Origin of the sequence: Pseudomonas fluorescens (genome assembly GCF_000802965.1) — a bacterium.
Lineage (GTDB): Bacteria > Pseudomonadota > Gammaproteobacteria > Pseudomonadales > Pseudomonadaceae > Aquipseudomonas > Aquipseudomonas fluorescens_A.
Genome location: NZ_JSAK01000002.1, coordinates 214896 through 228504, shown reverse-complemented (window position 1 = coordinate 228504; position 13609 = coordinate 214896). Strand labels below are relative to the sequence as shown.

Below are 13609 nucleotides of genomic sequence, written 5' to 3'. Positions count from 1 at the left end.
CTGGAGAACACACATGAAACTGCTGCATATCGATTCGAGCATTCTTGGTGACAACTCGGCTTCCCGTCAGCTCAGTGGCGAAGTTGTAAAAGCCTGGCAAGCCGCCGAGCCGTCCGCCGTGGTGACCTACCGCGATTTGGCCGCCGACGCCATCAGCCATTTCTCTTCGACCACGCTGGTTGCCGCTGGCACCACCGCTGAGTTGCGTGACGCCGCTCAACAGCACGAAGCAGACCTGAGCGCATCGACCCTGGCCGAATTCCTCGCCGCCGATGCCGTGGTGATTGCAGCACCGATGTACAACTTCACCATCCCGACCCAACTGAAAGCCTGGATCGACCGCATCGCCGTTGCCGGTCAGACCTTCCGCTACACCGAAGCCGGCCCTGAAGGCCTGTGCGGTGGCAAGAAAGTCGTGATCGTTTCGACTTCCGGTGGCCTGCATGCTGGCCAGGCGACCGGTGTTGCCCACGAAGAGTACTTGAAGGTGCTGTTCGGCTTCATCGGCATCACTGACATCGAATTCGTCCGCGCCCACGGCCTGGCTTACGGTGACGAAGTGCGCAACAAAGCCATGAGCGATGCTCACACGCAAATCAGCGAGCAGTTGTTCGCCGCCGCGTAAGGCTTGCATAGAGACATCTGCCGTTCAGGCAAAGCCTCAAAAAACTCTGTATTCTGGATACGCAAGTACCAGGTACGGAGTTTTTTGTTTCTGGTCGTTTCAGATTGTGGCCCAAGTTATGCAGCCAAGGTTCACGTCTCTAGTCCGGTAACAAGGTGGGGCATCCCATGGTGCGTCTTTGTGCAACTTTACTGATTTGCCTGCTCAGCAGCCTGAATTCAGTGCACGCCGCGCCTGCGCCGCACCCTCACTGGAGCGTCGGCTTCCACGAGATGAGCTTTCTCGATCCGCTGGACTTGCAGCCGATGCGCGCCATTGCGTTTTATCCGTCCAGCGAACAAGAGCATTCCAGCAAGCTTGAGGGTTACACGGTCGAGGCCGGTGAAGACACCAAAGTCGCCATGGGCCGTTTCCCGATGCTGATGCTGTCCCACGGCAATACCGGAACCCCGCTGGCGCTGCATGACCTCGCTACTTCACTGGCACGCAAAGGCTTTGTGGTGGTGGCGGTAATCCATCCTGGTGACAACTCCAAGGACCACAGCCGTCTCGGTACTTTGAGTAACCTTTACGGGCGGCCGATCCAGATTTCCGAAGCCATCACCGCGACTTTGGGCGACCGCATGCTCGCACCGTTCGTCAATGCCGATCAGGTCGGCGTGATTGGTTATTCGGCGGGAGGGGAGACAGCGTTGATTTTGTCCGGCGCTACACCGGATCTGGATCGCCTGCGGCGCTATTGCCAGGAGCGTCCCGATGACCGCGACGCCTGCAACACGCAGGGCGAACTGATCGTCGACCGTGATGACCTGCAACCGGTAGCCGATCCGCGCGTTCACGCTTTAATGCTGATGGCGCCGTTAAGCCTGAAGTTCGGTCGCCATACCCTGGCTGATGTGCATGTGCCGGTTCTGCTTTATAGCGGTGACGGCGACAAGCTGGTGGCCGTCGACAAGAACGCCGCGGCGTTGGCGCGCAAGCTGCCCACAGCGCCGGATTTCAAGTTACTGGCAGGGGCAGGGCACTTCGTATTCATGGCGCCGTGCAACGACGAGCAGATCGTCATCATGCCGGCTCTTTGCACTGATGCCGATGGCGTTGACCGCGAAGACATTCACCGCAATCTCATCACCGAAGCCGGGCGCTTTTTCTCCCGCACCTTGGGCAAGTCGACGCGGGCGGGAATGCAGACCGCAGATCAATAAAGGTTGTACAAATTCCTGTAGGCATCAAGCCATGGCGCGGTGTTTCAGCAACAACGTCAAGCCCAAGCCAGTCACTGACAACATCGCCGCACTGAAGAATATCCACGCATACCCCAGATTCAACGCCACCGCGCCCATCAAGGGCCCGGCGATCGCCAGCGCCAGATCAAAAAACACCGCATAAGCGCTCAATCCCGCACCACGACTGGAGTTGGGCACCTGCTTGATCGCCTCGACACCCAGCGCCGGATACACCAGCGATAAGCCGAATCCGGTCAGTCCGGCACCGATCAAGGCATAACCGGTCGACGGCGCCAGCCACAGCATTACGAGACCCACCGTCTCGATGGTCATGCAGGCAATGGCCGAGGTGAACCCGCCAAAACGGCTGATGCTGGAAATGAACATCAGCCGCGCCAGGATGAAGCAAACGCCGAAAACGGTCAGGCAGTAAGCCGCGCCGGTCCAGCCACGGTTGACGTAATACAACGTAATAAAGGTGGTCAGGGTGCCGTAACCAATGGACGCCAGGCTCAGGCTCGCACCGAATGGCGCAATGCGTCCGAACACCGCCCAGAACGGCAGGCGCTCACCACGAACCACCGGCACCGAAGGTTTGTTACGGATCAGCACCAGCGCCGCAAAGGCCAGCACTGACAGGGCAATCCCGAGGCTGGCGAAGCCCAACTGATCGACCATCACCACGCCCAGCGGCGCGCCGATGGCAATCGCGCCATAAGAGGCTATGCCGTTCCAGGAAATCGAACGTGCGGTGTGTTCGGCGCCCACCTGGCCCATGCACCAACTGATGGTGCCGACCCCGATCAAACCCTGGGCGATCCCCAGCAGCAAGCGGCCAGCGATCAGAATCAACAGACTCAACAGCGGCAAGCTTTGCAACAACGTTGAGAGCAACGTCAGCGCGCCACTCAATACAATCCCCGACAAGCCGTAAATGATGGCGCGCTTGGTGCCGATGGTGTCGGACATTCGCCCGGCCATGGGGCGGCTGAGCAGGGTGGCGAGGTATTGTGAGCCGATGGTCAACCCCGCAATGACCGCACTGAACCCGAGTTGCTCATGAACGTACCCCGGCAACACCGCAATCGGCAGGCCGATGCAGAGGAAGGCAATAAAGGTATAAAAAACGATGGAGACGATCTGCAGGGTAATCGCCATGGAGCTTTGCGGAGGCACTTGCTGCACAGTCATGAGGACTCGTTCGCGGGCGGCGGTGGGAGAACTGCATGATGGCGCGGCTGTGGAATAAAAGGAAGCTGGCTAACGATCAAAAGATCGCAGCCTTCGGCAGCTCCTACAGTTGGACGGTGTAAACCCTGTAGGAGCTGCCGAAGGCTGCGATCTTTTGATCTTCAAAAACAAAAAAAGCCCCGTCACAAGACAGGGCTTCTCGGATACAGCTGACGCTTAGAAAACGACGCCCTGGCTACGCAGGTAGTCATCATAAGTGCCGCTGAAGTCGGTCACGCCATCCGGGCTCAGCTCGATGATGCGAGTGGCCAGGGACGATACGAACTCACGGTCGTGGCTGACGAAGATCAGCGTACCCGGGTAGTTCTCCAGCGCCAGGTTCAGCGCCTCGATGGATTCCATGTCCAAGTGGTTGGTCGGTTCGTCCATCACCAGCACGTTCGGCTTTTGCAGGATCAGCTTGCCGAACAGCATGCGACCTTGCTCACCACCGGAGATGACCTTGACCGACTTGAGGATCTCGTCGTTGGAGAACAGCATGCGGCCCAATGTGCCGCGAATCATTTGCTCGCCCTGAGTCCACTGACCCATCCAGTCGAACAGGGTGACGTCGTCTTCGAAGTCGTGCGCGTGATCCTGAGCGTAGTAGCCCAGCTCAGCGGCGTCGGTCCACTTGACGCTACCGGCATCCGGGGTCAGTTCGTTGACCAGGGTGCGCAGCAGGGTGGTCTTGCCGATACCGTTCGGGCCGATGATCGCTACGCGCTCGCCGGCTTCAACCTGGAAGCTGAAGTCTTTGAACAGTGGCTTGCCATCAAAGCCTTTGGCCATGCGCTCGACGATGACCGCTTGGCGGTGCAGCTTTTTGTTTTGCTCGAAACGGATGAACGGGCTTACGCGGCTCGAAGGCTTGACCTCGGCCAGTTGGATCTTGTCGATCGCCTTGGCGCGGGAGGTTGCCTGCTTGGCTTTCGAGGCGTTGGCCGAGAAGCGGCTGACGAACGATTGCAGTTCCGAAATCTGCGCCTTCTTCTTGGCGTTGTCCGACAGTAGTTGCTCGCGGGACTGGGTCGCCACGGTCATGTACTCGTCGTAGTTGCCTGGGAACAGGCGCAGCTCGCCGTAATCCAGGTCAGCCATGTGGGTGCACACGCTGTTCAGGAAGTGACGGTCGTGAGAGATGATGATCATCAGGCTGGAGCGCTGGGTCAGCACGTTTTCCAGCCAGCGGATGGTGTTGATGTCCAAGTGGTTGGTCGGTTCGTCGAGCAACAGCACTTCAGGATCGGAGAACAGCGCCTGAGCCAGCAATACGCGCAGTTTCCAGCCTGGGGAAACTTCGCTCATCGGGCCGAAGTGCTGCTCGATGCCGATACCCAGGCCCAGCAACAATTCGCCGGCACGGGATTCGGCGGTGTAGCCGTCCATTTCGGCGAATTCGGTTTCCAGCTCGGCCACGGCCATGCCGTCTTCTTCGGTCATTTCCGGCAGCGAGTAGATGCGGTCGCGCTCGGCTTTGACCTTCCACAGCTCTTCGTGACCCATGATCACGGTATCGATCACGGTGAATTCTTCGTAGGCGAACTGGTCCTGGCGCAATTTACCCAGACGCACGTTCGGTTCCAGCATGACCTGGCCGCCGGACGGATCAAGGTCGCTACCAAGGATTTTCATGAAGGTCGACTTGCCGCAACCGTTGGCGCCAATCAGGCCGTAGCGGTTGCCCGCGCCAAACTTGACCGAAACGTTTTCGAATAGCGGCTTGGCGCCGAACTGCATCGTGATGTTAGCTGTAGAAATCAAAGGTTTTTCCTGCGAAGCATTCAGAGTAGCTAGGGTTGCGGCAGTACCGAATCAGTACCCGTTCGCGCTGTTCGGCCCTGGGAAGTACATCCCGGGCAGCAGCGCAAGATCCATCTGGCAATAAGTGGACAGCAGCATGTGGAGCGCTTGGCCCGAGTCGAAGTGCGCTGAGGCGGGATTGTTCCCGTCATCAACCAAGGGGGGCGCGTAAAGTTTGGCGGCGATTGTACTGGTCTGGCTCTTTAAACGATAGGGCAATAAGGCCGCACCAGTATCAACGGACAGATTTTCACATCTGAAAGCTAACAATTGGTTACAGACGGTGGCTAAAATGCCATCTTTCACTGGGTGCCGAACCTCGGCATCGGCTCAAGGACGGGCTACCGGGACCGCTGTTTCGTTTTCAGACGCTGCACAAGACCCTTGGGCCGTTGACTGGTCGGGCGCGCAGCTTGTTCACTTCTGACATGTGACGATTTCCGTGAAACTCATCATTGCCGCTATCTATGTTGTATCCATCGCGTACGTCCATTTGCGCGGGAAGGTGCGCCACAAGCTGGGTCGCCAACTGAGCGACCATTCGACGTTTCTGGCGCCAATCAATTGCTTCCTTTATCTGTTCTCGAAAATCCCCAACAAGCCGTATCTCAATCCAGCCGATTTCCCCGACCTGAGTCCATTGCAGGTCCATTGGGAAGAAATTCGCGCCGAAGGCCAGAACCTGTTGCGGGCCGGGGAAATCAAGCGCTCGGACCAGTACGACGACGTCGGCTTCAACTCCTTCTTCAAGACCGGCTGGAAGCGCTTCTACCTCAAGTGGTATGGCGACAGTCACCCCTCGGCGATGAAGCTCTGCCCGCGGACCACCGAACTGGTGCAAAGCATCGGCTCGATCAAGGCGGCGATGTTTGCCGAGTTGCCGCCAGGCTCCAAACTGGTTCGCCACCGCGATCCGTATGCCGGTTCGTACCGTTATCACCTGGGCCTGGAAACGCCCAATGATGCCGGTTGCTACATCAACGTCGATGGCCAGAACTACCACTGGCGCGATGGTGAAGCGGTGATGTTCGACGAGACGTTCATTCATTACGCGGAAAACACCACCCAGCAAAACCGCATAATTCTGTTCTGTGATGTGGAGAGACCGATGAAATATCGTTGGGCGGCGGCGTTCAATGGCTGGTTCAGCCGCAATGTGATGTCGGCTGCCGGTGCGCCCAATGAAGCGGGCGACAAGGTCGGGGGTATCAACCGGCTGTTCGGCAAGATCTACAAGATTCGCCTGCGGGCCAAAGCGTTGAAAAAGCGTAATCGCAAACTCTATTACCTGCAGAAGTGGGCGTTTTTTGGTGGGTTGCTGGCGGTGTTTGTCATGGTCTGATGACGCCATCGCTGGCAAGCCAGCTCCTACAGGGTATTTCGGTGTGATGAAACCTTTGTCTCACTCCAACCACTGTGGGAGCTGGCTTGCCAGCGATGAGGCCATCACAGCCCAAACATCACTTACTGACTTTCTTCCTCGCCGCCGGCTTGGCCGCAGCCTTGGGCTTGGCAGCTGCCTTGGTCGCCCCCTTGCCACCCAGGCTACGCTTGAGCAACTCGGTCAAATCAATAACATCCGCTGTCTTGCGTTCCTCTTCGCCAGTGGCCGTCTCAACATCCTCAATTTTCCCTTCATGGGCCTTCTTGTCCACCAGCGCCATGATCTTGTCTTCAAATTCGTCCCTGTAATCGTCCGGCGACCATTCGACCGTCATGTCCTGCACCAGGCGCTTGGCCATGTCCAATTCGCCCTTGGCCAGCTCGGCCTTGGTTACGTCTGGGCCCAGCGCCAACTCATCCAGGCTGCGGACTTCCGCCGGCCAGCGCAACTTCACCAACACCATGGCCGATTCCATCGGCATCAGCGCCGCCAGATACTGACGGGTATGCAGCACCACGCGGGCCAGCGCGACTTTGTTGGTTTTCGTCAGGGTTTCGCGCAATAGCGCATAGACCTTGCCACCGCGTTTATCCGGAGCCAGGTAATAGGGCGTGTCGATGTTCTGCAGCGGGATTTGCTCGCTGTCGACGAAAGCAAAAATGTCGATGGTCTGGGTCGACAGGGGATGCGCTGAGCGGATCTCCTCTTCGCTGAGCACTACATAGCGGCCCTTTTCGTACTGCACGCCTTTGACGATGTGCTCCTTGGTCACTTCCTTACCCGTGACTTTGTTGACGCGCTTATAGCCCACCGGGTCCATGCTGCGGCTGTCGAGCCAGTCGAAATCCACCCCTTGGGAAGACGTCGCCGAAACCAGCGCCACAGGAATATGCACCAGCCCGAAACTGATTGCGCCTTTCCAGATTGCCCTTGCCATGGTCGTCTTCCCGAGAGTGATGTTCAGGTGACCCGCCGCCTGGAACAAAAGTTTCAGCGGCCTGCAGCCCGGTCCTGGCGGTGCGTCAACTTCGTGTTACATCTTGCCGGGAAAGTTTGGGTTAACAAATCCGAACCCCAGGCGTAGCGTGCTATCGAAGACTCTATTCACGCACTCTTCGGGAGGCTGCCCCATGAACCGATACGTACCTGGCCTTATCGTGCTGGCATTAAGCGGCGTACTCGGTCAAATGGCCCATGCCGACGTCGACTCGCCAGGCACACCGATACTCCTGGCGCAAAATCTGCCGGGCAGCACCAATAACAATCCGTACAACAGCCCGACCCGCCGGGCCAATCCCAACAGCATGCAAGGCACTCAGCCCAGCGCCCCGGCCATTCGGGGGCCGAACACTGTGCCGGTCCCACGCCCGCCGACCCTCGATAACGGCGGCGTTGGCAATCGCTATCCCCAGGGCAGCCCGGCCCCCACCAGCGCACCGAAGTTCATTCCCAATCCGCCGCCCCGCAGCCCTTGAACGGCAGGACTCCCGTTCTGTCGCCATCCTCATGACAAAAGGAATCGTGCATGTTGCGTAAAACCTTTCTGGCTACTTTCTGCGCCTTAATGATCATCACATTCCCGGCCCTCGCAGTAGAGATGCAGAGCGAGCAGGGCACGCTTGAAGTCACGCCGATTGCGACAGGTCTGGAGCACCCTTGGGCATTGGCATTTCTTCCGGATCGTCAGGGAATGCTGGTCACTGAGCGTCCGGGCAACCTGCGCGTGGTAACGGTCGACGGCAAATTGTCCGCGCCGCTCAATGGCGTGCCCAAGGTCTGGGCCAAGGGGCAGGGCGGATTGCTGGATGTGGCGCTTTCACCCGACTTCAAGCAGGACCGGATGGTTTACCTGAGCTACGCCGAAGGCGGCGGCCAGGGAGACAAGGCAGGCACTGCGGTGGGACGCGGACGGCTGTCCGAAGACCTGACAACGCTGAAGGATTTCCGGGTGATTCTCCGTCAGGAGCCCAAACTCTCCTCCGGCAACCATTTCGGTTCGCGGCTGGTGTTTGACCGGGACGGCTATCTGTTTGTGACCTTGGGGGAAAACAACGACCGACCCACCGCACAGGATCTCGACAAGCTGCAGGGTAAGGTCATAAGGATCTATCCGGACGGCAAGGTGCCCAACGATAACCCCTTTGTCGGCCAGGCCGGCGTGCGTCCGGAAATATGGGCTTACGGCGTTCGCAACCCGCAAGGCGCGGCGCTCAACCCGTGGACCGGTACTCTGTGGGAAAACGAACACGGTCCCTTGGGTGGCGATGAGGTCAACATCATCGAACGCGGCAAGAATTACGGTTGGCCGCTGGCTACCCATGGCAAAAACTACTCTGGCTTGCCGATCCCGGAAGCCAACGGCAAAACCGCAGAAGGCACCGTTGGGCCGCACCATGTCTGGGAAAAGTCCCCCGGTTTAAGCGGCTTGGCGTTCTACGACGGCGACCGTTTCAAGGCCTGGCAACACAACGCGTTTATCGGCGCGTTGGTCACTCAGGAGCTGATTCGCCTGCAATTCGAGGGCGACAAGGTGGTTCACGAAGAACGCTTGCTGGGTGAATTCAACAAGCGTATCCGTGACGTGCGGCAGGGGCCGGATGGGTATTTGTATGTGCTGACCGATGAAGAGGATGGCGGGCTTTACAAGATAGGCCTGAAGTAACCGTCGCTTTTGTGGCGAGGGAGCTTGCTCCCGCTGGGGTGCGAAGCGCCCTCCGGTATTGCGACGGCTTCGCCGCCGAGCGGGAGCAAGCTCCCTCGCCACAGGTTTACCCCATGGCAGGCCCGATGCGTTTTTCCAGGCGCAGTGCGTCGGTGTGGTCCTGGTAATAGTCATGAATCAACGCGAAGCGCTGATAGCCGTTGCGTTCATACAGCGCGATCGCTCCCGGGTTATCGATACGCACTTCTAAACGCAAACAGGCGCAATCGTGCTCCTGCGCGCACGCTTCGACGCGATCAAGCAACTGCTTGCCCAATCCGCAGCCCCGAGCCTGGGCATCGATCGCAATCGAATACAGCCGCGCCAACGACGTTCCACGATGGAACAGCACCACGGCGTAACCCACCAGATGCTCGCCGCGCTGCGCCACCAGCAGTTGCCCGTGTGCGTGTGTGATCATCCATTGAAAGCTGCGACGGTTGAGCCGGTCCGTGGTGAAACATTGCTCTTCAAGCTTGAGTAGTGCCGGTACATCTTCAATCACCGCCAACCGAATAACCAGACTCATATAACCCCCGTAAAAGTTGCGTAATGAAACGAGACTTTCAAAAAAGTTCGTGCTTAATAGGAAAGGTCTAGTTCTCCAACGGATCCATCACTATGTCAGCGGTACAAGGTCATTGGCGCGAAGTATCGGAGCAAACTTTAACGTCGGCAACGTATTTGAATGAGCCGAGTAGAACTTCCAGCCAGTTGATTATCATCGTCGAACGCAAGGAAGACTGGGCTTCCTATTTTCCCAGCGAAGACATCGTCACGGCCCAGGAATACCTCGAGCAGACCCGCGACAACGAGCAGGGCAAACGTATTCAGGTGATCAACCTTTGCCGCAGCTACAAGTACCTGGGCCACGGCTATTACTGCTCGCTGCTGGCGGAGGCCCGTGGGCACAAGGTCATTCCGTCGGTCCGGACCATCAGTGAGCTGACCCGCAAATCCTTGTACGGTCTGGCGCTGGATGATCTGGATAAGACTTTGGGGAAAGCGCTCAGCCATCATATTTACAGTGACACCGAAGGCTTCACCTTGACCCTGTATTTCGGCAAGACGCATATCGAGCCATTACAGGATTTGGCGAGACAGATATTTGAAGTATTCGCTTGTCCCATTCTGTTAGTTGAGTTTCGTCGAACTAACGGTTGGCACATAGTCGGTATCAAGTCTGGGGCGTTGCATAAGTTGCGCGAAGACCAGGAAGATCAATTCGCCAACTCGCTGGACAGTTTCAGTCGCAAGATCTGGCGAATGCCACGTTCTAAACGGCTGGCCCGTTACGACCTGGCCATTCTCCACGATCCGCAGGAAGCTTTGCCGCCGTCAAACCCCAAGGCGCTGGATAATTTCATCAGGGTCGGCAGGACGCTGGGCATCGACGTCGAGTTGATCGAACGCAAGGACTACGCGCGGATTGCCGAATACGACGGTCTGTTGATCCGCGAAACCACCAGCGTCGACAACCACACCTACCGCTTCGCCAAAAAAGCCGAGAGCGAAGGGCTGGTGGTGATGGACGACCCCGCGTCGATCCTGCGCTGCACCAACAAGGTCTACCTGACGGACCTGCTCAGGAGCCATCAACTGGGCATGCCCGCGACCGAAATCCTTTACAAGGAACGACCCGAAGACTTCGAGCGCGTCGGCGAGCGGCTGGGTTTCCCGTTGGTGTTAAAGATCCCCGACGGCTGTTTCTCCCGGGGCGTGATCAAGGTTGAAAGTCAGCAGGCCTTGCTTGAAGCCACCGCCGAACTGTTCGAACACTCGGTGCTGTTGCTGGCTCAGGAATTCTTTTACACCGAGTACGACTGGCGCATTGGCGTGCTCAATCGCAAGCCGATTTTTGCCTGCCAGTACTTCATGTCCAAGGGCCATTGGCAGATTTACAACCACAAGGCCAAGGGCCAGGACATCAACGGCGAATGCCGCACCCTGGCGGTTCACGAAGCACCACGGGCAGTGGTGGAACTGGCGGTGAAAACGGCCAATCTGATCGGTGATGGTTTGTATGGCGTTGACCTCAAGCAGTCTGGCGACAAAGTGGTGGTGATCGAAGTCAACGACAACCCGAACATGGACGCGGGCATCGAAGACGCCTATTTGCAGGACGATCTGTATTCACTGGTGCTGGAAGAGTTCATCCGGCGCCTGGAGCTCAAACGTCGCGGCCAGGCCTGGTGAACCGCCGATGATCAAGCGCTTTCAATTGACCCATGGCGCACTGCACGCGGTAGATGGGATGGACGCTGAAGTCATGCTGTTCAGCAATCCCGATTCGGCCGAGCGCGACCTGCTGCACAGCCATTTCAAACTCGATGACCACGCGCTGGCCTCGGCGCTGGACCCGGACGAGGTCTCACGCATCGAGTTCCACCCCGACAACCTGTTCCTGATCTGGAAACGCCCGGAGAATTACTCGGGCGCCGGCAGCCTGGCCTTCGAAGTGTCGTCTTGCGGGTTACTGTTTTGCCCCGATCGCTTGCTGGTGATTGCTACGGACGACGCGCCTTTAAACGGGCTCGGAAAGCGCCAGGCGTTGAACACCCCGCTGGATGTCCTGCTCGATCTATTGTTCAACAACATCCATCACTACTTGGGCCACCTCAAAGTCATCAAGTTGGTAGCCCGGGAGTTGCAGCAGAAATTCAACGCGTCGATGCAAAACCAGCACCTGATCCAGATGTTCAACCTCAGCGAAAGCCTGATCTATTACATAAATGCCATCCACAGCAACGGCGCGGTCTTGACCCGTTTGCGTAACCACGCGGAAAAGGAGCATTTCGGCGCCCATGCGATTGGATTGATCGACGATCTGATCATCGAAAACAACCAATGCTACAAACAGGCAGAAATCTATTCGACGGTGTTTTCCGGTCTGATCGACGCCCGGGGCAACCTGATGAACAACAGCATGAACAACCTGCTGCGCAAACTGACGCTGATCAACGTGGTGTTTTTGCCGTTGAACCTGATCGCGAGCATTGGCGGCATGTCGGAATTCAGCATGATGACGGCGGGATTGCCGTGGTGGGTTTCGTATCCGTTGTTTTTGACCGCGATGATGATTGGGGCGGGAGTGATGGTGCTTGGGCTCAAGCGCTTGGCGAAGTAATTCGGGCGACCGACAAATCGCTATCGCCAGCAAGCCGGCTCCTACGGATCGGGGAGCGTGTCGGGATTTGGGTTGATGCAATACCTGTAGGAGCCGGCTTGCTGGCGATAGCAATTTCCAGATCAGCCGAAATGGCCGGATCAGCTCTGTTGAGTTCCAGAACATTGACCATTGACATGCCATCAACGCCCGGCTAATTTCCGGACATGACTTCCACCGTATTGCGCTGCCAGCCAAGCATTATTATTACCGCCATTCCTCATTTGGCGGGCTAGCTCACGACTGCAGCACCCAACCCGCCCTAGAGGCGGGTTTTCATTTTCTGTCTTCTGGGTTTTGAAACTACCGGACCGCAATATCCGTGTAGGAGCTGCCGAAGGCTGCGATCTTTTGCTTTTGAAAATCGAAAGATCGCAGCCTTCGGCAGCTCCCACATCGGAGATCCGGATATAAGGAGATTGAGATGAATTGCACGACCGAACAACAAACCCTGCTTGAGCATTACGTCAAAAAAATCCTTGCCGCGCCGGTCTATGAGCTGGCGGTGCGCACACCCTTGCAATCCGCACCCGCGCTGTCCTTGGCCTTGGGCAATCAAATCCTGCTTAAGCGCGAAGACTTGCAACCGACGTTTTCCTTCAAGGTTCGTGGTGCCTACAACAAACTGGTGCAACTGAGCGCTGAGCAAAAGGCCCGGGGCGTGGTCACGGCTTCGGCAGGTAATCACGCCCAAGGCGTGGCATTGGCGGCGCGTGAATTGGGGATCGACGCGACGATAGTGATGCCCGCCACCACACCGGAACTGAAAGTGCTGGGGGTGCGCAGTCGTGGCGCGGATGCGTTGCTGCACGGGGAGAGTTTTCCATTTGCCCTGGCCTACGCGCTGGAGCTGGCCGAAAAAACCGGGAAAACCTTTGTTTCGCCCTTTGACGACCCGGATGTGATTGCGGGGCAGGGCACCGTGGCCATGGAGATCCTGCGTCAGCACCAAGGTGCTTTGGATGCGATTTTTGTGCCGGTGGGCGGTGGCGGGTTGATCGCTGGCATCGCGGCGTACGTCAAATACCTTCGGCCCGAGATACGCATCATCGGCGTCGAGTCCGAGCATTCAGCCTGCCTGCACGCAGCATTACAGGCGGATCAGCGCGTCGTTCTGCCGCAAGTTGGCACCTTCGCCGATGGCGTCGCGGTTGCGCAGATCGGTGCCTACGGCTACGAAGTGTGTCGGTTTTGCGTCGATGAGGTGCTCACCGTCAGCAACGATGAACTCTGCGCCGCCATCAAGAACATCTATGACGATACCCGCTCGATCACCGAACCTTCCGGTGCATTGGCGGTGGCCGGGATCAAGAAGTATGTGGCGCAAAGCGCTGTCCGTGGCCAGACGTTCGTGGCCATCGATTCGGGCGCCAATATCAATTTTGACAGTTTGCGGCATGTGGCCGAGCGCGCCGCGTTGTGCGACGCCCCGGCGTGAAGCGTGTCAGCCGGTATGCGGATGTGTACACGTCCG

10 protein-coding genes and 2 pseudogenes are annotated in these 13609 nt (G+C 57.8%); 8 read left to right on the top strand and 4 right to left on the bottom strand.

Going from position 1 to position 13609, the window contains the following annotated elements; all coding sequences use genetic code 11:
* Positions 1-13 precede the first annotated feature (13 nt).
* Entirely contained in the window at positions 14-625 is a 612-nt protein-coding gene (locus NL64_RS02570; RefSeq protein ID WP_034146588.1) for an FMN-dependent NADH-azoreductase, read from the top strand.
* Between the two features lie 167 nt (positions 626-792).
* Positions 793-1830, top strand: a complete 1038-nt coding sequence (locus NL64_RS02565) for an alpha/beta hydrolase family protein (protein ID WP_034146587.1) — start codon at positions 793-795, stop codon at positions 1828-1830.
* 24 nt (positions 1831-1854) lie between these two features.
* On the opposite strand, the gene NL64_RS02560 is transcribed toward NL64_RS02565, so the two are convergent.
* Together NL64_RS02560 and NL64_RS02555 are read right to left on the bottom strand one after the other, a co-directional pair.
* Complete coding sequence (locus tag NL64_RS02560) at positions 1855-3042, bottom strand: MFS transporter (RefSeq protein WP_034146586.1); 1188 nt, start codon at positions 3040-3042, stop codon at positions 1855-1857.
* 216 nt (positions 3043-3258) lie between these two features.
* A complete protein-coding gene (locus tag NL64_RS02555) occupies positions 3259-4845 on the bottom strand; it encodes an ABC-F family ATPase (protein WP_080757843.1) in 1587 nt (528 codons plus the stop codon).
* 481 nt (positions 4846-5326) lie between these two features.
* Between NL64_RS02555 and lpxO the strand changes: the two genes are divergently transcribed.
* A complete protein-coding gene (gene lpxO / locus NL64_RS02545; RefSeq protein ID WP_034146583.1) occupies positions 5327-6226 on the top strand; it encodes a lipid A hydroxylase LpxO in 900 nt (299 codons plus the stop codon).
* Positions 6227-6344: 118 nt separating this feature from the next.
* On the opposite strand, the gene NL64_RS02540 is transcribed toward lpxO, so the two are convergent.
* Complete coding sequence (locus NL64_RS02540) at positions 6345-7205, bottom strand: Ku protein (RefSeq protein WP_034146582.1); 861 nt, start codon at positions 7203-7205, stop codon at positions 6345-6347.
* A 193-nt stretch (positions 7206-7398) separates the two neighbouring features.
* On the opposite strand from NL64_RS02540, the gene NL64_RS02535 reads away from it, so the two are divergent.
* A complete protein-coding gene (locus NL64_RS02535; protein ID WP_034146581.1) occupies positions 7399-7743 on the top strand; it encodes a hypothetical protein in 345 nt (114 codons plus the stop codon).
* Positions 7744-7793: 50 nt separating this feature from the next.
* Entirely contained in the window at positions 7794-8930 is a 1137-nt protein-coding gene (locus tag NL64_RS02530) for a PQQ-dependent sugar dehydrogenase (protein ID WP_034146580.1), read from the top strand.
* Positions 8931-9054: 124 nt separating this feature from the next.
* Here the strand turns inward: NL64_RS02530 and rimI are convergent.
* Positions 9055-9498: pseudogene (gene rimI / locus NL64_RS02525) on the bottom strand (ribosomal protein S18-alanine N-acetyltransferase); the annotation flags it as partial.
* A gap of 92 nt (positions 9499-9590) precedes the next feature.
* Between rimI and NL64_RS02520 the strand changes: the two are divergent.
* The 3 genes and pseudogenes from NL64_RS02520 to ilvA all read left to right on the top strand — a co-directional run.
* On the top strand, positions 9591-11165 hold the full coding sequence (locus NL64_RS02520) for a RimK family protein (RefSeq protein WP_034146578.1): 1575 nt from the start codon (positions 9591-9593) through the stop codon (positions 11163-11165).
* Positions 11166-11172: 7 nt separating this feature from the next.
* Complete coding sequence (locus tag NL64_RS02515) at positions 11173-12096, top strand: magnesium transporter CorA family protein (RefSeq protein WP_034146577.1); 924 nt, start codon at positions 11173-11175, stop codon at positions 12094-12096.
* Positions 12097-12559: 463 nt separating this feature from the next.
* A pseudogene (gene ilvA, locus NL64_RS02510) lies at positions 12560-13555 on the top strand (threonine ammonia-lyase, biosynthetic); the annotation flags it as partial.
* Between the last annotated feature and the right edge of the window lie 54 nt (positions 13556-13609).